The sequence below is a fragment of the Rhizobium sp. S152 genome (genome assembly GCF_030380735.1).
GTDB lineage: Bacteria > Pseudomonadota > Alphaproteobacteria > Rhizobiales > Rhizobiaceae > Rhizobium.
Genome location: NZ_JAUDRZ010000012.1, coordinates 1 through 18,659 on the forward strand (window position 1 = coordinate 1; position 18,659 = coordinate 18,659).

Sequence of the window (18,659 nt, forward strand, 5' to 3'; positions counted from 1 at the left end):
CCGTCGCCCGCAAACTCATCATTCTCGCCAATGCCATCCTCATCCGCAAAGCCGAATGGACGCCGGAATATTGCAGAGAATGAGACATGGTTGCTCCCCGTTGGGGAGAAGAGACCTAGGAGTAGGCCCCTCGTTCCAACCTCCCCTTCTCCCCAACGGGGAGAAGGTGGCCCGAAGGGTTCAGGTGCAACTAGTTGCACCGGGGATGAGGGGGCTCCGGGCTCTATGCTATCCTCTTTTTTCTGAATAACTCCCGCACTCAAACTTCCCTCCTCCGCACCCGCGCAAACAACCGCCCGTCGATCGCAGCCAACCCGATCGCGATCATCGCCATGCCGATTAGGTGCTTGGCCTGCAGCTGCTCGCCGAGGATGGCGGCGCCCAAGAGGATGGCGCTGACGGGGATGAGAAAGGTGACGAGCATGAGGTTGGTGGCGCCTGACGTGGCGAGGATGCGGAAGAAGAGGACGTAGGCGACCGCCGTCGACAGCAGCGCCAGGCCGAGGAGCGCCATCCAGGTCTCGGCCGAGGGGGCAGCGAGCGTCCAGGGCTGGTCGACGATGAGGGCGATCGGGAGCATCAGGATGGTGGAGGCGGTGACCTGGCCGGCGGCGGGGATCAGCGGCGCCATGCCCATCTGGCGAAAGCGGCGGCCGAAGATGCCGGCGAAGGAATAGGAGAGTGCGGCGCCGAGAACGGCGAGCTGCGCCAGCACGTTGGCGCCGAGATCGCGCAGCACGTCGAAGCCGATCATGTAGGCGACGCCTGCGAAGCCTACCAGGACGCCGAGCAGGCGGTTGCCGGTCATCTTTTCATCCGCCGTCAACAGATGCGCGACGACGACGCCGAAGAGCGGCGTGGTGGCATTGAGGATCGAGGCGAGGCCGCTGGCGATATGGGTCTGGCCCCAGACGATCAGGCAGAACGGGATCATGTTGTTGAGCAGGCCCATGCCGAAGAAGGCTGCCCAAGCCTTGCCATCGCGCGGCATGGCGTGGCCGGTGGCGCGGACGATAAGGTTGAGCGCGACGGCGGCGATCAGGACGCGGCCGGTGACGATGGTAAACGGCGGCAGGCTCTTGACCAGGATGCCGTTGAAGAGGAAGGAGCCTCCCCACAGGAGCGAGAGCACCAGCAGCATTCCCCATTCGGCAAGGCCCATCTGTTTCTGTTGCACGGTCTTCCTCCTATCAACACCACCTGCCTAGAGCGTCCCGCGCGGTGCAGCCACCCGATCCTTGCGCAGCCGTTCAACTTTCGCAAAGCGAAGGATGCTTATCCCTCCGGCTTTCACGATTGATATTATTTCGATATCATCACCTCATCAAACGAGCATTTTTCGATGTATGCTTTAGCTGGACTAAATCATGAGCGATTATCTTCCCTCGCTTTCGGCACTGCGCGCCTTCGAGGCGGCGGCACGGCATCTCAGCATGACACTGGCGGCCCACGAGCTCAACGTGACGCCGGGCGCAGTCAGCCTGCAAATCCGCGACCTCGAGGCCACGCTTGGCGTGCAGCTCTTTGAACGCAAGACGCGGGCGCTGGCTCTGACCCTTGAGGGAGCGGACTATTTTACCACGATGCGATCGGCGTTCCGCCAGATGCGGGACGCGACGGCGGCGTTGACGGCGCGAGCGCGCGGCTCGGTGTTGAACGTGACCTGCACGGCGGGTTTCGCCACCTACTGGCTGGTGCCGCGGCTCAGCCGCTTCGAGGCGCTGCATCCGGAGATCGACGTCCGGATCAGCGCATCGCATCGCGTCCTCGATTTCCAGCGCGACGGCATCGATCTCGCCATCCGCCACGGGCTCGGCGGCTATGACGGCCTCGTCAGCGAACGGCTGCTCGATGACGAACTGCTGCCCGTCTGCATACCGAAGATATCGGCAGCACTTGGCGACAACCCCTTACCCGATGCGTTGGCCGGCCTGCAGCTGATCCATGACGTCTATCGCGTCGATTGGCAGCTCTGGCTGGAAGCCGCGGGTGCGACCGGCGTGGATGCGGCGCGCGGGCCGATCTTCATGCATGGCAACGGCGCGTATGACGCGATGAAATCAGGGCTCGGCGTGGCGCTGATGCGCCGCTCCTTCGTCGAGGCAGAGCTTCGGGAGGGGACCGTCGTCGCCCCCTTCCCGATGGGTGTGGCAAGCCGCCTCGCCTTCCACCTCGTTTATCCCGGAGCCGCGCTCGACCGGCCGGCGGCGGCTGCCTTCCGCCGCTGGCTAATCCTGGAGGCTAAGGGTTAGAGCCTTCTATTTTCACGCAATTCCGGACGGAAAACCGCTTCGCACTTTTCCTGGAATTGCTCTAGGCGCGCCGCGCCGAGCCTTGCTTGAAGAGGCTGCCGGTCGGCGTGCTCAGGAACATGTCCAGCGGGATATGCTCCTGGTGCAGGAAGCCGGTGGATGGAAGCAGGCCGTCGCGGACCATTTCGATAACGGCGACGACGGAGGCCGAGGTGGTCCAGGCGATCGCGGTACGGCGTTCGCCTGATATCTCGATCGGATAATAGGCGCGGACGAATTCCTTGCGGTGCAGCCTGCCGTTGCCGGTGCCTTCGGCCGCGACGTGGACGTAGACGACATCATCGTCGACGGGCGGCTTGGCGTCCGTCAGGATCTCGCCGGCGAGCTTGCGCTTGTCGCGCATCAGGAGTTCGTGGAAGAAGAAGTTCATCAGGTCCATGTGGCCGGGATAGCGCATGGTCTTGTAGTCGAGGTTCTCGACCTTGCCGAGCAACGTATCGCACATGGTGCCGAGGCCGCCCGAGGTGGTGAAGGCTTCGAGCTTGACGCCTTCGACATAGATCGTCTCCAGCCACTCCATCGGCGACACCAGCTTGCGGATACCGCCCTCGATGACCTCGCAATCGTTGAGGTACTCGTTGACGACGCCTTCCGGCGACCAGTTGAAGGCGTAGCCGAGCAGGCCGGTCGGGTTCTGCGGCAGGGCGCCGACGCGCATGCGGATCGAGCGGCAGCGGTCGAAACCATCGGCGAGGCTGGCGCCGACGATGCCGACGAAGCCGGGCGCAAGCCCGCATTGCGGGGCCATCAGGCCGCGCGCCGTCTTCGACAGGTCGATGATGAAATTGGTGGTCGGCACGTCCTCGGTGAGGTCGAAATAATGGATGCCGGCGGCATGGGCGGCGCGGGCGAGCCCGATATTGAGGTGATAGGGCAGGCACGACAGGACGGCTTCGACGCTGCCGAGCAGTTCGCGAACGAATGCCGGATCGGCGATATCGCCGGTGCGCGTCTGGAACGGCACGCCGCCCACAGGTAGTTGCGCGTCGACGCCCGTGACCTCGAAGCCGCCCTCGTGCAAAAGCGTTGCCGCCAGCCGTCCGACCTTTCCCAGGCCGATGACGGCGATTTTATTGAAGCTCATTCATTTCCTCCTTTTGAGAGCGATTCCGGACGGAAAACCGTTTCCACTTTTCCTGGAATTGCTCCTGCGCCGCCGTTTCCTCCCGTGGCGCAAACCATTCATGCGGGTTCTATAAAATAGAAATACCTGAAAAGAAAACGGCCGGAATCGCTTCCGGCCGTCTATTTCATGCTCGGCAGGTGCCGACTATTCGTTGATCAGCCGCTTCAGCAACTCGATTTCGTGCGAAAGCTTGGTGTCGCCTGATATCAGTTCCTCGATCTTGCGAACGGCGTGCAGGACCGTCGTGTGATCGCGTCCGCCGAAGCGACGGCCGATCTCCGGGAAGGAGCGCGGCGTGAGCGTCTTCGCCAGATACATGGCGATCTGGCGCGGCTTGACGATGACGCGGGTGCGGCGGTTGGACACCAGTTCCTGACGCGACACGTTGTAGTGACGTGCGACGATGCGCTGGATGTCTTCGATACGCACGCGGCGCGGCTCGCCGGAGCCGACGAGATGGGCCAGAAGCTCATCGACGCGCTCGACCGTGAGGTTCGGCTCGAAGGAGCGGCGGAAGAGCAGCTGGTTGAAGGCGCCTTCCAGTTCGCGACCGCTCGCCGTGATGTTGCGGGCCACATGGTTCAGAAGCTCGGGCGACATCTCCAGCGACGGATCTTCCGTGCGGGCGACAGCGAGGCGACGCTTGAGGATTTCGAGACGCATCTCGTAATCCGGCGCGTCGAGTTCGATCGCCACGCCACCCTGCAGACGCGAACGAACGCGGGGATCGAGCGATTCCAGCTCCCAAGGCGCACGATCGGCTGCGACGACGACCTGCTTGGCGCTGTCGAGCAGCATGTTCAGGAGATGGCAGAACTCGTGCTGGATCATCTTGCCCTGCAGGAACTGCATGTCGTCGATGATCAGGAGATCGATGTTCCGCAGCGAGTCCTTCAAGGTCAGGGCGTCATTATCGCGGATCGCGGTTGCGAAACGCCACATGAAATATTCCGCCGTGAGATAGACGACGCGGAGCGCGCGCGGGTTCTGCACGCCGGCATTGGCGATCGCCTGCAGAAGGTGAGACTTACCGAGACCGACGCTGGAGTGAATGAACAGCGGGTTGAAGCGCACGGCGCCCTGGCCGGCTTCGGCGATCGTCTTGGCGGCCGCCAGCGCGACACGGTTCGAGCTGCCTTCCACGAAGGTGTCGAAGGTGAAGCGCGAGTCCAGCGGCGAGCCGAAAAGCGGCTGGCCGGAGGTTGCCGGACGCGCCTGGGCGGCGAGCGATACGGTCTGCTGGACGATCTGGCCGGCCTGCTGGGCGACCGGACGGCGCGCCTGCGGCGCCGCCGAGGCGACTTCCGGAACGACGACGTCCTCGACCGGCTTGATGGCGCCGCGGGTGGCGGTGCGCACCAGGATCTCGACCTTCAGAATTTCGGTATCTTCGGCCTGGAACAGGCCGGTGATCAGGTCGAGGTATCGGTTGTTGATCCAGGACTTGAGAAAGGTTGTCGGTACCGTGAGCCTTACGACGCTCTTGGAGACCGAATGAAGCTTCAGCCGGGCAAACCAGCTTGCATAGACATCAGGTCCAACCTGAGCCCGAAGTCGCGCGCTGACACGTTCAAAAAGCACACCATCTTTCATGTCTCCCTTTTCCCCTGCCGCTTCGGCACTAATAGAGCCAAAATTCCGCGGAGCGCTGTCCCCACTGCCCAAGACATCCGCCGCCATTGAATTCATCCGCATTATGCCGCCTTCCAAATTCGACCGGCCGACGTTTTTTCGCCCGGATTATTTCCCCGCTATGACCGGACAGCGGCACCCTCATGAGCCACTCTCCAGCCGGTTCACTCAAATACCGTCCCACACACGAAACGCCTCCGGGGATTTCGAGAACCGCCTCATGCGGCTTCGTCGTCGTCCCGGGGTTGGCCGCCGCTTCCTCGCAGCAACGTCGGCCAGCCTGTTTACTTCGTGACTCCCCTACAGCCGACCGCTCGCTCAACGTGCAGTCGAAAACACACAAAACATCTACGCTCCGCGACAGCCACGCCGCGGCTCAAAACACTCAAGTGCGTGAAAATCCGGAGATACCTAATCCCCGCAGCAAGAGACACAGAACGACCATCCTGCCGACGTGGCAGTTGTTTAGACCAAGCCTTTTCAGGTGATGTCCGGGCCCCTTGTTGACCGGCATTTAGGCAGGATCGAATGCGGGAATCAACGATGAATTTTCAGCAAAACCGGCGGGGGGCCGTTGACTCTGGCGGCAGTTTTTGGGCGTCACACTCACGTCAAAAAAGAATCGCTTTTGAATCAAGGAGATTCAGGATTCACGCATTTTCGACACGCATAAAAAGAAAAAAAGAAAAAAGATTCTTGACTCAGGCCAGACCCAAGATTGTAGGCCCCGAGTCGAGCGCCGCTGAAGCATCCTGTCGCAAGCATTTGATTTTGCTTGCTTTTTCGTGTCACACGCTCGACATCAAGCTATCGCCAAATTAACCGCGAGGCAGTCAATCGGCGGAATCGAAAAAGCCCGACAAAGTTGCCGGGCTAATCATAACGATGAGATCGTTAAAGAAATATTATGCGGTCGCGCCGACCGACAGAGCCTTCACACGAGCTGCCAAGCGCGAGACCTTGCGGGATGCCGTGTTGGCGTGCAGGACGCCCTTGCTTGCTGCGCGGGCCAGTTCCGGCTGCGCGGCGAGGAAAGCTTCCTTGGCCTTGGCAGCATCACCGGATGCGAGTGCTTCTTCGACCTGACGAACGAACGTGCGAACGCGCGAGCGACGAGCCTTGTTGACGTCGGTACGGCGGGCGATCTTGCGGGTCGCTTTTTTCGCCGAAGTTGTATTGGCCATGGATGCCTCTCTCAAGAATTCGAACAAACTCCGCTATCGCCGCGGGCCTTGCGGCCAATTCCTACACAGCAATGCGGGAGCATTATCGGAAAACCGGAGTGGCTTCCCGAACCTTGGGCGGGCATATAACCCTAAAGCTGAGCGTCGTCAACGCGCATTTTCAAGGAAACGCCGCCTTTTCTCCCCGGGATCACCTCGCGATCAACGGTTCTGGAAAGCGGGTTTACGCTTCTCGATGAAGGCCGTCATCCCTTCCTTCTGATCCTCGGTGCCAAAAAGACTATGGAACAGGCGGCGCTCGAAACGCAGGCCCTCCTCCAGCGTGGTCTCCAGCGCCCGGTTGACGGCCTCCTTGGCCATCAGCACAGAGGGGCGCGACAGCGAGGCGATCCTGGCGGCCGCTTCCAGGGCTTCGTCGAGCAGACGATCGGGTGCGACCACACGCGATACGAGTCCTGCCCGCTCTGCTTCGGCCGCGTCCATCATCCGGCCGGTCAGCACCATGTCCATGGCTTTGGCCTTGCCGACGGCGCGCGTCAGGCGCTGCGAGCCACCCATGCCGGGGATGACGCCAAGGGTGATTTCCGGCTGGCCGAATTTGGCGGTCTCGGAGGCGATGATGAAGTCGCACATCATCGCGAGCTCGCAGCCGCCGCCGAGTGCGAAGCCGCTGACGGCCGCGATGACGGGTTTGCGTACTCTTGCAACATCGTCCCATCTGCCGAGGAAATTGCGGCGGTAGACATCGGCGAAATCGAGCGGCTGCATTTCCTTGATATCGGCGCCGGCGGCAAACGCGCGCTCGGACCCCGTCAGCACGATGGCGCCGATGGTGTCGTCACCCTCGAACGCGGCATAGGCCTGCAGCAATTCCTTCAGCACCGCCGAGTTCAGCGCGTTCAGCGCCTGCGGACGATTGAGTGTGACCAGCCCCACGTTGCCGCGGGTTTCGACGATCAGCGTTTCGTAAGACATGCATTCCTCCCGGTCGGACCAATGGTCAGGCACTTATCGCCCGCGCTACTTCTGGCAGACAGCTATTTCTGACAGGTTGGGCAATAGAAGGTCGAACGCCCGGCCTGAACGATGCGACCGATGGTACCGCCGCAATCGGGCGTACGGCAAGGCTGCCCTTCGCGATCGTAGACGGAGAAGGAATGCTGGAAGTAGCCGAGCGAGCCGTCCGTCTGGATATGATCGCGCAGCGACGAGCCGCCGGCCTTGATCGCATCGGCGATGACCTCGCGGATCGAGGTGACAAGCAGATCCATCTGCCTGGTGGGCTTGCCGGTCCTGGTTACCAGGGTAGCGGCGGCGCGGGTCGGCTTCAGGTGCGAGCGCCACAGCGCCTCGCACACATATATATTGCCGAGGCCGGCGATGTTCTTCTGGTCGAGCAGCGCGCTCTTCAGCGGCTGCGCCTTGCCCTTGAAGCGTTCGGCGAGATAGGCGGCGCTCAGCGCATTGCCCGTCGGTTCGGGTCCGAGGCCGTAGAGAAATGGATTGATCTCGAGCGCCGTGCGCTCGGCCACGTCCATGAAGCCGAAGCGGCGCGGGTCATTATAGATGACGCGGCTGACGCCCGCCGGGCTTTCCAGATGAAAGATCGCGTGGTCGTGCTTCTCGTCCTTGGAGCGCGGACGGTGGAACTCGCCCGGGATATCGGAGATGGGCGTCTCGGCGATCGGGCCGGTCTCAATGCGGAAGGAACCCGACATGCCGAGATGGGCGATGATGGTGGCGCCGTCATCGAGATCGATCAGCAGATACTTGGCGCGGCGGCCGAGCGAAACGATGGTGCGGCCGGTTGCCCTTGCTTCCATTCCCTCGGGAAAAGGGAAGCGCAGATCCTTGCGCCTGAGCTCCAACCGGACGATGCGCGCGCCCTCCATTGTGGGGGCGAGGCCGCGTCTGACGGTTTCGACTTCTGGCAATTCCGGCATCTTAACCCATCTATATCTAACATGTTTAAACCGCCGGCGATGTGCGCTATAGCGCCAAGGTGTCGCGGATCGGACCGTGGCCCACAGATAGCGCCGACGAACCGGTTTCGCTATGGTCGCCGCATTGATTTAAGAGATATGGAGTCATTCGATGTCAGATAGCCGTACCTCCGCCGAAGGCGGCATGGAAACATCCTACGGCTTCCGAGAGGTCGCGAATGGCGAGAAGCAGGGCCTCGTCAACGACGTGTTCCACAAGGTCGCCAAGCGCTACGACATCATGAACGACGTGATGTCCGTCGGCATGCATCGCGTCTGGAAGGATGCGATGATCGCGGCGCTGAACCCGCGCAAGGAACCCGGTTACCGGACGCTCGACGTGGCCGGCGGCACCGGCGATATCGCATTCCGCATCATCGAAGCCTCAGGCCGGATGGCGCACTCCACCGTGCTCGACATCAACGGCTCGATGCTCGCGGTCGGCGCCGAGCGCGCGGCGAAGAAGAAGCTCTCCGAAAACCTGACCTTCGTCGAGGCGAACGCCGAGGACCTGCCGTTCGAGCCGAACAGCTTCGACGCCTATACGATCGCCTTCGGCATCCGCAACGTGCCGCGCATCGATGTCGCGCTCAGCGAAGCCTACCGGGTGCTGAAGCGCGGCGGCCGGCTCTTGGTGCTCGAGTTCTCCGAAGTCGACATGCCGGTGCTCGACCGCGTCTATGAAAGCTGGTCGTTCAACGCCATTCCGAAGTTCGGCAAGGCGATCACCGGCGATGCCGAGCCCTATCAATATCTGGTCGAATCCATCCGCAAGTTCCCGAACCAGGAAAACTTCGCCGCGATGATCCGCAATGCCGGCTTCTCGCGCGTCAGCTACACCAATTACACCGGCGGCATCGCGGCCCTTCACTCCGGCTGGAAGATCTGATCGGGCATGGGCGATCTGATCGTTTCTCTCTTCACGGCAGCAGGCGCATGAGCACGGTTTCCGCATATTTCCAGCTGGTGCGCGTCGGCTGGATCCTGGTGCGCGAGGGCGTGGTCTCCGCCCTGCCCTCCGACGACCTGCCGCCGGCGATCCGCTTCGCGAAGTCCTTCGTGGGGATTTTCGCGCGCAATCGCGCCAAGTCGAAGAAGCGCAGCGACCGGTTGGCCAAGGCCGTCGAGCGGCTCGGTCCCTCCTATGTGAAGATCGGCCAGTTCCTGGCCACGCGCCCCGACGTCGTCGGCGTCGAATTCGCCGACGATCTCTCGCAGCTCCAGGACCAGATGGCGTTCTTCCCGGAAGCGGCGGCGAAGGCGAGTATCGCCGGTTCGCTCGGCCGCCCGGTCGATGAACTCTACGCGAGCTTCGGCGCGCCGATCGCGGCCGCCTCGATCGCGCAGGTGCATCCGGCGGAAATCCGCACGCCCGAAGGACGCAGGAAGGTTGCCGTCAAGGTGGTGCGTCCCGGCGTTCGCCAGCGCTTTGCCCATGACATCGAGGCGATGTACCTCGTCGCCCATCTGCAGGAACGCTTCCTGCGGTCGCACCGGCGCCTGCGGCCGGTCGAGGTGACGAAGACGCTGGAGCAGACGACCAAGGTCGAGATGGACCTCAGGCTCGAAGCCGCGGCGCTGTCAGAGATCGCCGAGAACACGCAGAACGATCCGGGCTTCCGTGTTCCGACCGTCGACTGGGAACGCACCGGCCGCGACGTCATCACCATGGAGTGGATCGACGGCGTCAAGATGTCGGATGTGGAGGGCCTGAAGGCTGCCGGCCACGATCTCAATGCGTTGGCCGACACGCTGATCCAGTCCTTCCTGCGCCATACGCTGCGCGACGGTTTCTTCCATGCCGACATGCATCCCGGCAACCTTTTCGTCGACCCCAAGGGCATGATCGTTGCCGTCGACATGGGCATCGTCGGGCGGCTCGGAAAGAAGGAACGTCGTTTCCTCGCCGAAATCCTCTACGGCTTCATCACCCGCGACTACATCCGTGTAGCAGAAGTGCATTTCGAGGCGGGCTATGTGCCCGGCCATCACAATGTCGAGAGCTTCGCGCAGGCGATCCGGGCGATCGGCGAGCCGATCCACGGGCAGCCGGCCGAGACGATCTCGATGGGCAAGCTGCTGACGCTGCTTTTCGAAGTAACCGAACTTTTCGACATGGAGACACGGCCGGAGCTGGTGATGCTGCAGAAGACGATGGTCGTCGTCGAAGGCGTATCGCGCATTCTCAACCCGCGCTTCAACATGTGGAAAGCCTCGGAACCCGTTGTCGGCGAGTGGATCCGCAACAATCTCGGTCCGAAGCGTATCGCCACCGATCTGAAGGACGGCTTCAAGGCGGCGCTTAAGCTCGCGGAAGCTGCCCCCGAGATCGCCGCGAAGACCGAACAGTTCCATCACCAGCTGATGCAGATGAGCGAGAACGGCCTGCGGTTCGACGCGGAAACGGCGGATGCGATCGGCAAGGCCGAGGCACGCCACAACCGCTCCGGCCGGTTCGCCCTCTGGATTATTGCGCTGACGCTTCTTTATATAGCCTGGGCGGTGACCTGATCTTTCTTCATGCAAAGGCATGGAGTGTTCGATATTTGGGATATCCCGTCGCCTGACGCCGTCGCATAGTCTCGCTTTTCAAGGAGATACGGCAGATGAAGCATGAACGCCCCGGCATCGAACTTTCCGGTCAGCCGCTGAGCTTTGCCGAAATGGCGAGGATCGGCGCAGGCAAGGTGGGGCTGTCGGCTTCGGCCAGCGGCATGACCCGCGTCGGGCTGGCGCGGGCGATCGTCGAGGACGCGATCTCGATCGGAACGCCGGTCTACGGATCGACCACAGGCGTCGGCGCTATGAAGGACGTCGAGTGGTCGCCCGAGGATCTCGACGCATTCAATCTCGGCCTGGTGCGCGCCCACCACTTTGGCACAGGCACTCCGTTTTCCTGCGAAATCGTCCGCAACGCCATGGCGATCCGTATCAACACGGCGCTGACCGGCCAGGTCGGCTGCACGCCGGAATTGATCGACGCCTATATGCGCATGCTGAATGCCGACCTCATTCCTGTTGTCAGGCGCACCGGTTCGATCGGTTGCGCCGACATCGGCCTCATGGGGCAGATCGGCGCGGTGCTGACCGGCGTCGGCGAGGCAGTTTATCGCGGGAAACGCATGCAGGCGGCCGAAGCCTTCGCAGCCGCCGGGCTGCAGCCGGTGATGATGGCACCGCGCGACAGCCTGGCCTCGCTCAGCGTCAACGCCGTCTCCTTCGCCGCCGCCGCCAATGCGACACGCAGCGCCGCCGCCTCGATCCGGGTGCTGCTGGCAACAGGCATGATGGCCTCGGGCGCGCTCGGGGCCTCGCGAGACCCGTGGCGGGCCGTACGCCATGTCGGCACCTCGAGCGAGGCGCTGATCGGCTCCTGGCTGTGCAATGCTTCCGATGCCTGGGACTGGCCCGTCACCACGCATGTGCAGGACCCGCTCAGCCTCCGGATGATCGCCCAGGTGTTCGGCGCCGTCATCGAGAACCTCCTGACGACAGGGCACAAGATCCTGGCGGCGACCGGCCGCTCCGACGACAATCCCGTGGTGGTCGAGGGACGGGTGATGACCTCGGGTGGCTCGCTGCCGCTCGACGTGACGATCCTGCTGGAATCGGCGGCACTCTGCATGGCGCATGCAGCGAGGAACGCCTTCAACCGCTGCGTCATCCTCGGCAACGGCCAGCGGCGCGACCTGCCGGTCAACCTCGTGCCGCCAGGGCGGATCGCCACCGGCTTCGGCCCGATCATCAAGCTTGCCGGAGAAATCTTCTCGCGCGTGCTCTCCATGTCGAGCCCCGTCTCGGCGCAGTCGCTCGTCGTCGCCGCAGGCCTCGAGGACGAGGCGGCCTTCCTGCCGCTGGTCATCGAGCGCTTCGAACGGCAGATGCAGGCACTCAGGCGCCTTGCGGCGCTGGAAGCGCTGCTCTCGGCTCAGGCGGTGGACATTCTGGGCGACCGGCCGCGCGATGTCGCGGGCATGATCTACGACGTGGTGCGCAAACATGCGGACTTCTACACGGTCGACCGGCCGCTCTCTTCCGAAGTCGAGGCGATCGAGGAAGAGCTGGGGTCCGACGAATTCATCTCGAAGCTGATCGACAACGTGCCGATCGCTTCCTTCGACGATTTCTTCGCGCTCGGCTCGCTGGAACGCGTCGAGCAGAGGCTGACCAGCGAAGCGGTCGTCATCTGATCCCTTATCTCAGGAGAATGCGACATGGCTGATTTCGATCTCGTTCTGCAAGGCACCGTCGTTCTGCCCGAGCGCATTGTGGAGCAAGGCTATGTGGCAGTGCGCGACGGCAAGATCGCCGAGGTCGGCATCGGCGTGCCGCCTGCTGCCGCCGAGCGGCATCTGCTCGGCAAGGCGTTGATCCTGCCGGGCGCGATCGATGCGCAGACCCATTCGCTGTCGCAGAAGGATCAGGAGGATTTCATCTGGTCGACCCGCTCGGCGGCTGCAGGCGGCGTCACGACGATCGTCGACATGCCCTATGACGAGGGCAATCTCGTCTGCTCGGCCGAAGCGGTGAAGAAGAAGATCGACCATGCGAGCCCGCAGGCCCGCGTCGATTTCGCGCTCTACGGCACCGTCGATCCCGAGGAGGGTCCGGCACGCATCCGTGAGATGGTCGATGCCGGCGTCGCGGCCTTCAAGTTCTCGACCTTTGGGACCGACCCCAAGCGCTTCCCGCGCATTCCCCCTGCCCTGCTCGATGACTGTTTCGCGGCCATCGCGCCCACCGGGCTGACGGCCGGCGTCCACAACGAGGACGACGAGGCGGTGCGCTCCTATATCGAGAAGGTGAAGGCTGATGGCATCACCGACTATCGCGCGCACGGCCTGTCGCGCCCGCCGATCACCGAACTGCTCGCCATGCACACGATCTTCGAGACCGGCGCCAACACCGGTTGCCCCTCGCATGTCGTGCACTGCTCGCTCGGCCGCGGCTACGACATTGCCCGCGCCTACCGCCGCGACGGCTTCGAGGCGACGGTCGAGTGCTGCATCCACTATCTCGTGCTCGACGAGGAGAACGACGTCAAGCGGCTGGGCGGCAAGGCCAAGATCAACCCGCCGATCCGCCCGCGCGCCGAGGTGGAGACGCTGTGGCGCAAGGTGGCCGAAGGCGATGTCTGGCTGGTCTCGACCGACCATGTGAGCTGGTCGGAAAACCGCAAGACCAACCCGGATATGCTGGCGAACGCTTCCGGCGTGCCGGGGCTGGAGGTCATGGTGCCGCTCTTCGTGAAAGGTGCGCTGGAGCGCGGCGTGCCGCTGACCTGGGCGGCGAAGCTGATGGCCGAGAACCCGGCCAGGCATTTCCGGCTCGATCACGTCAAGGGCGCGCTGACGCCGGGCAAGGACGCGGATATCGTGGTTCTGGAACCGCGGGGGGCCATTTACGACGCCGCCGCCAGCGGCAACAACGTGGTGGGATGGAGCCCCTATAACGGCATCCGCCTGCCCTGGACCGTCTCGGCCACCTATCTGCGCGGCAGGGAGATAGCCCGCGGTTCGAGTGTTTCGGCGCAACCGGGCACCGGGCGTTTCGTACGGCCGTTGTCGCGGCAGGTGCTTTCGGGAGACGGTGCATGAGCCGCAACCTGCCTGTCAACGCCGACCGGATCGCCGAGGATATCGCGGCGCTGGCAGGGATCACCGAGCCGGGCCATCCCTGGACTCGCCGCGCCTTCTCGCCGCTGTTCATGAAAGGCCGCGAGTACATCGAGGCGCAGATGAAGGCGGCGGGGCTCCAGCCCCGGATCGATGCCGCGGGAAACCTGATCGGGCGGCGGCCGGGAACAAAACCGGGCTCCGGCACGATCATGCTCGGCTCGCATTCCGACACGGTGCCCGACGGCGGCCGCTTCGACGGCATCGCCGGCGTGGTCGCGGCACTCGAAGTGGCGCGCGCGCTTGCTGACCAAAACATAGCGCTCGACCATGATCTCGAGATCATCGACTTTCTCGCTGAAGAAGTGAGTATCTTCGGCGTGTCCTGCATCGGCAGCCGTGGCATGACCGGGCAATTGCCGGAGGCCTGGCTTTCGCGCAGCAGCGACGGGCGTGACCTGGCAGAGGCAATCGCCGAAGTCGGCGGCCGGCCGGGTGTGCTGTTGCAGGAGAACCGGCCCGATATTTCAGGCTTTCTCGAACTTCATATCGAGCAGGGACCGGTGCTGGAAAACGGCAAGACCGATATCGGCGTGGTGACGGCGATCGCGGGCATCACGCGCATCGAGATCACCGTCGAGGGCCGCGCCGACCATGCCGGGACGACGCCGATGGACAGCCGCGCCGACGCGCTGGTGGCTGCGGCACAGCTCGTCGTCGACATACGCGACGCGGCGGCCGAGCGCGCCAGGCGGCCGGGCCATTTCGCCGCGACCGTCGGCGAGTTCAGGATCGAACCCAACGCCGCCAATGTGGTGCCCTCGAAGGTCGTGCTGCTGATCGACGCGCGGGCCGAAATCCGCAACGACATGGATGCGTTCTGCGAGTGGCTGGATGCACATGTGATCAAGCTCGCCATTTCGCAAGGCGCGTCGATCCGCAGCCCGGTCCGCGTCTCCGACAATTTCCCTACGCCCGGCGACGCCGGCCTGCTGAAGACGCTGGAGCGGGCCTGCGACAGCGTCGGCGCCACGCACCGGCGCATGGCCTCTGGTGCCGGGCACGATACCGCCTGGATCGCCAAGGTGGCGCCGGCGGCAATGATCTTCGTGCCCTGCAAGGAAGGGCGCAGCCATTCGGCCGACGAGTGGGCCGAGAACGACGATATCGCGCTCGGCGCCGCCGTGCTGTTCGAGGCGGTGCGCGAGATGGACCGGAATTTGAACGAGGAGAAGGCTTGATGGGACGCATACTCGTTGAGAAGGACGTCGAGGCCGCGGTCAAGGGCGGTTCGGTCTATGCCGCCGGCGGCGGTGGATGGGCCGACCACGGCCGGATGCTCGGCTACGCGGCCGTCAATGTCGGCAAGCCGGAGCTCGTCTCGATCGAGGAACTCAAGGACGACGACTGGATCGCCACCGCTGCGGCGATTGGCGCGCCCGCCTCCACGACGCCCTGGGAGATGCAGGGCATCGACTATGTGAAGGCCGTACAGCTGCTGCAGGACGCGCTCGGCGAAAAGCTCTCCGGGCTGATCATCGGCCAGAACGGCAAATCCTCGACGCTGAACGGCTGGCTGCCTTCGGCGATCCTGGGAACGAAGGTGGTGGACGCCGTCGGCGATATCCGCGCGCACCCGACCGGCGACATGGGCTCGATCGGCATGGCCGGCTCGCCGGAGCAGATGATCCAGACGGCGGTCGGCGGAAACCGGGCCGAGAACCGCTATATCGAGCTCGTCGTGAAGGGCGCGACCGCGAAGATCTCGCCGGTGCTGCGCGCCGCCGCCGACCAGTCCGGCGGCTTCATCGCCTCTTGCCGCAATCCGCTACGGGCCTCCTACGTGCGCGGTCACGCGGCGCTGGGCGGCATCTCCATGGCGCTTTCGCTGGGCGAAGCGATCATCGCGGCGGAGAAGATCGGCGGCACGGCGGTGATCGACGCGATCTGCAAGACGACAGGCGGCCATATCCTCGCCGAAGGCATCATCACCAAGAAGGACGTCGTCTACACAAAGGAAGCCTTCGACATCGGGACGATCGTGGTCGGCGCCGGCGACAAGGCGGTGACCATGCACGTGATGAACGAATACATGGCCGTCGACGACGCGGAGGGCAAACGGGTGGCGACCTTCCCGTCTGTCATCACGACGCTTTCCCCCGACGGGGAGCCCCTGTCGGTCGGCCAGCTCAAGGGCGGCATGCACGTCTTCATCCTGCATGTGCCGATGGGCATCATCCCGCTTTCGGCCAGCGTGCTCGACCCGACCGTCTACCCAAGCGTGGAGAAGGCGATGGGCATCGAGATCGCGCGCTATGCGTTGGCGGCGAAGGCGTAAGCGAGGAAATCCCTTCTCCCCGGCGGGGAGAAGATGTCCGTCAGGACAGATGAGGGGGTGAGCGCCTTGGGCGCGAACGGCCGCGCGCAGGCGAGGTCGAGCATCTGCCCCCTCACCCCCGGTGCAACTCGTTGCACCTGAACCCTTCGGGGCCACCTTCTCCCCGAGGGCCGAAGGGAAGTCGAAACCACTGCGAGGAACCACACCATGCCGAAGGCCAATCCACGTCATCCGAAATTTCCCATTCCCGGCGGACCGGAGCTGCGCGCCAAGGGCTGGCGGCAGGAAGCGTTGCTGCGGTTGCTCGAAAACGTGCTCTCCGTGGGCGAGGATCCCGACAATCTCATCGTCTATGCCGCGCTTGGCAAGGCGGCGCGGAACTGGGCGGCGCACAAGGGCATCGTCAAGGCGCTGACCGAGATGGAGGAGGACCAGACGCTGCTGATCCAATCTGGCAAGCCGATCGGGCTGGTGAAGACGCACGCCAAGGCGCCGCTCGTCATCATGGCGAACTGCAATATCGTCGGGCAATGGGCAAAGGCCGAGGTGTTCTACGAACTGCAGCGCAAGGAGTTGATCTGCTGGGGCGGGCTGACGGCCGGCGCCTGGCAGTATATCGGCAGCCAGGGTGTGATCCAGGGCACATACGAGATCTTCATGCGGATCGCCGAACGACGTTTCGGCGGCGATCTCCTCGGGCGCTTCGTGCTGACGGCCGGGCTTGGCGGCATGGGCGGGGCACAGCCGCTGGCGGGGCGCATGGCGGGAGCCGCGATCCTCTGCGTCGACATCGACGCCGAACGGGCGAGGAAGCGTCAGGCGATCGGCTATCTTCAGGAGATCGCGCCCGATCTCGACACGGCGCTTGAGATGATCGATGCGGCGGTGAAGGAGAAGCGGGCGCTGTCGGTCGGCCTTGTCGGCAACGCGGCGGAAATCTATCCCGAGATCGCGCGGCGCGGCATCGTGCCCGATATCGTCACCGACCAGACCTCGGCGCATGATCTCGTCTACGGCTATGTGCCGAAGGGCATGAGCCTAGAGCAGGTGAAGGCGCTGCGCGACGACGGCCAGGGCCAGCTGATGGCGGCGAGCCGCGCCTCGATCGTCCAGCACGTGACCGCCATGCTCGACTTCCAGAAAAAGGGCTCCGAGGTCTTCGACAACGGAAACCTGATCCGCACGCAGGCGAAGGAGGGCGGCGTCCAGAACGCCTTCGACATTCCGATCTTCACCGAGGCCTATCTGCGGCCGCTATTCGCCCGCGCCATCGGCCCCTTCCGCTGGATGGCGCTCTCTGGCGACGAGAGCGATATCGCCCGCATCGACGACCTGCTGCTTGAGATGTTTCCCGACAACAAGATCATCACCAACTGGATCCGGCTGGCGCGCGAGCATGTGCCCTTCGAGGGGCTGCCGGCGCGCATCGCCTGGCTCGGGCATGGCGAGCGCACGGATCTGGCGCGGCGCGTCAACGAGCTCGTGGCAAGCGGCGAGCTCAAGGGCCCGGTCGCCTTCTCGCGCGACCACCTCGACGCCGGCGCCATGGCGCATCCCAACATCATGACCGAGCGGATGAAGGACGGCTCGGACGCCATCGCCGACTGGCCGCTGATCGATGCGATGATGCTCTGCTCATCAATGGCCGATCTCGTGGTCGTTCACTCCGGCGGCGGCGGCTATGCCGGCTACATGACGAGCTGCGGCGTGACCGTGGTCGCCGACGGCACCGACGATGCCGACGAACGGCTGAACCACGCGCTGACCAACGACACCGCGCTCGGCGTCATGCGCTACGCCGACGCCGGCTACGAGGAGGCGCTGGACGAGGTGACGAAGAAGGACGTGCCGTATATACGGCTGGGGTGAGCGGGCAGGCCGCGACATCGGCGGCTAGAGCTGCGCCTCGATGGCGGCCTTGTCGATGACCGACCATACGGCGATGATCCTACCTTCGGCAAACTCGTAGAAGACGTTCTCGGTGAAGGCGACGCGCCTGCCGTTGACCGGAAAACCGAAGAGCTGGCCTTTGGGCGTGCAATCGAAAAGCAGGCGGCTACCCAATCTCGGGCCATCGGCCACGATGAAATCGATGGTGAAGGACAGACCCGGGATCGCCTCGAAATCTCGAACGAGCATGTCGCGATAGCCCGATAGCCCGACACGCTGACCATTGTAGCTGACGTTGTCATCGACGAAGCGGCCAAGGCTCGGCCAGTCCTGCTTGTTCAGGCAGTCGATATAGCCTCGGTAGATCTCGGCGAGTGTGGATGTCGACATGGCTGCCCGGTGCGTTGAAGGGATTGCAGGATTATCTAGCGAGCCCCGACGCGGCGGCAAGCCGGGCGCCCTGCCCTCTTGTTCGCGCTTCAGCATGGCCGATGAAACCGCGCCATGACATGGCGCAGCCGGATGGGTCCTGAACCTCTCATATCTGATAGATATCGAATCACGGTCGATACCGACCGTC

At 63.8% G+C, this 18,659-nt stretch carries 15 protein-coding genes; 8 read left to right on the forward strand and 7 right to left on the reverse strand.

The window, feature by feature from the left end; translation table 11 throughout:
* Positions 1 to 259 precede the first annotated feature (259 nt).
* The gene (locus QTL95_RS15625) at positions 260 to 1,177 is read right to left on the reverse strand and encodes a DMT family transporter (RefSeq protein ID WP_289720873.1); all 918 of its coding nucleotides are present in this window, start codon (positions 1,175 to 1,177) and stop codon (positions 260 to 262) included.
* Positions 1,178 to 1,367: 190 nt separating this feature from the next.
* On the opposite strand from QTL95_RS15625, the gene gcvA reads away from it, so the two are divergent.
* Positions 1,368 to 2,252: a transcriptional regulator GcvA gene (gene gcvA / locus QTL95_RS15630; protein WP_289720874.1), complete on the forward strand. Its 885-nt coding sequence runs from the start codon at positions 1,368 to 1,370 to the stop codon at positions 2,250 to 2,252.
* A 61-nt stretch (positions 2,253 to 2,313) separates the two neighbouring features.
* Here gcvA and QTL95_RS15635 read toward each other — a convergent pair whose 3' ends face one another.
* The 5 genes from QTL95_RS15635 to mutM all read right to left on the reverse strand — a co-directional run bounded on the left by QTL95_RS15635 (position 2,314) and on the right by mutM (position 8,197).
* A complete protein-coding gene (locus QTL95_RS15635) occupies positions 2,314 to 3,396 on the reverse strand; it encodes a saccharopine dehydrogenase family protein (RefSeq protein WP_289720875.1) in 1,083 nt (360 codons plus the stop codon).
* Between the two features lie 186 nt (positions 3,397 to 3,582).
* On the reverse strand, positions 3,583 to 5,133 hold the full coding sequence (dnaA, locus tag QTL95_RS15640; protein WP_289720876.1) for a chromosomal replication initiator protein DnaA: 1,551 nt from the start codon (positions 5,131 to 5,133) through the stop codon (positions 3,583 to 3,585).
* Between the two features lie 842 nt (positions 5,134 to 5,975).
* Positions 5,976 to 6,254, reverse strand: coding sequence for a 30S ribosomal protein S20 (rpsT, locus tag QTL95_RS15645; protein ID WP_037188004.1), 279 nt, complete (start codon positions 6,252 to 6,254; stop codon positions 5,976 to 5,978).
* A 201-nt stretch (positions 6,255 to 6,455) separates the two neighbouring features.
* Positions 6,456 to 7,229 carry an enoyl-CoA hydratase gene (locus tag QTL95_RS15650; RefSeq protein WP_289720877.1) on the reverse strand — a complete coding sequence of 258 codons (774 nt, stop codon included), beginning with the start codon at positions 7,227 to 7,229 and terminating at the stop codon, positions 6,456 to 6,458.
* A gap of 62 nt (positions 7,230 to 7,291) precedes the next feature.
* Positions 7,292 to 8,197 carry a bifunctional DNA-formamidopyrimidine glycosylase/DNA-(apurinic or apyrimidinic site) lyase gene (gene mutM, locus QTL95_RS15655; protein WP_289720878.1) on the reverse strand — a complete coding sequence of 302 codons (906 nt, stop codon included), beginning with the start codon at positions 8,195 to 8,197 and terminating at the stop codon, positions 7,292 to 7,294.
* Between the two features lie 151 nt (positions 8,198 to 8,348).
* On the opposite strand from mutM, the gene ubiE reads away from it, so the two are divergent.
* The 7 genes from ubiE to QTL95_RS15690 all read left to right on the forward strand — a co-directional run bounded on the left by ubiE (position 8,349) and on the right by QTL95_RS15690 (position 18,058).
* Positions 8,349 to 9,125, forward strand: a complete 777-nt coding sequence (gene ubiE / locus QTL95_RS15660) for a bifunctional demethylmenaquinone methyltransferase/2-methoxy-6-polyprenyl-1,4-benzoquinol methylase UbiE (protein WP_289720879.1) — start codon at positions 8,349 to 8,351, stop codon at positions 9,123 to 9,125.
* 47 nt (positions 9,126 to 9,172) lie between these two features.
* Complete coding sequence (ubiB, locus tag QTL95_RS15665) at positions 9,173 to 10,747, forward strand: 2-polyprenylphenol 6-hydroxylase (protein ID WP_289720880.1); 1,575 nt, start codon at positions 9,173 to 9,175, stop codon at positions 10,745 to 10,747.
* A 95-nt stretch (positions 10,748 to 10,842) separates the two neighbouring features.
* Positions 10,843 to 12,426, forward strand: coding sequence for an aromatic amino acid lyase (locus QTL95_RS15670; protein ID WP_289720881.1), 1,584 nt, complete (start codon positions 10,843 to 10,845; stop codon positions 12,424 to 12,426).
* Positions 12,427 to 12,450: 24 nt separating this feature from the next.
* Entirely contained in the window at positions 12,451 to 13,833 is a 1,383-nt protein-coding gene (locus QTL95_RS15675; protein WP_289720882.1) for a dihydroorotase, read from the forward strand.
* Entirely contained in the window at positions 13,830 to 15,092 is a 1,263-nt protein-coding gene (locus QTL95_RS15680; RefSeq protein WP_289720883.1) for a Zn-dependent hydrolase, read from the forward strand. Before QTL95_RS15675 ends, QTL95_RS15680 begins: the two co-directional genes overlap by 4 nt.
* Entirely contained in the window at positions 15,092 to 16,189 is a 1,098-nt protein-coding gene (locus QTL95_RS15685; RefSeq protein WP_289720884.1) for a DUF917 domain-containing protein, read from the forward strand. The genes QTL95_RS15680 and QTL95_RS15685 overlap by 1 nt, the downstream gene beginning before the upstream one ends.
* Before the next feature lie 207 nt (positions 16,190 to 16,396).
* A complete protein-coding gene (locus QTL95_RS15690; RefSeq protein WP_289720885.1) occupies positions 16,397 to 18,058 on the forward strand; it encodes a urocanate hydratase in 1,662 nt (553 codons plus the stop codon).
* 24 nt (positions 18,059 to 18,082) lie between these two features.
* Here QTL95_RS15690 and QTL95_RS15695 read toward each other — a convergent pair whose 3' ends face one another.
* On the reverse strand, positions 18,083 to 18,469 hold the full coding sequence (locus QTL95_RS15695; protein ID WP_289720886.1) for an ester cyclase: 387 nt from the start codon (positions 18,467 to 18,469) through the stop codon (positions 18,083 to 18,085).
* Positions 18,470 to 18,659 lie beyond the last annotated feature (190 nt).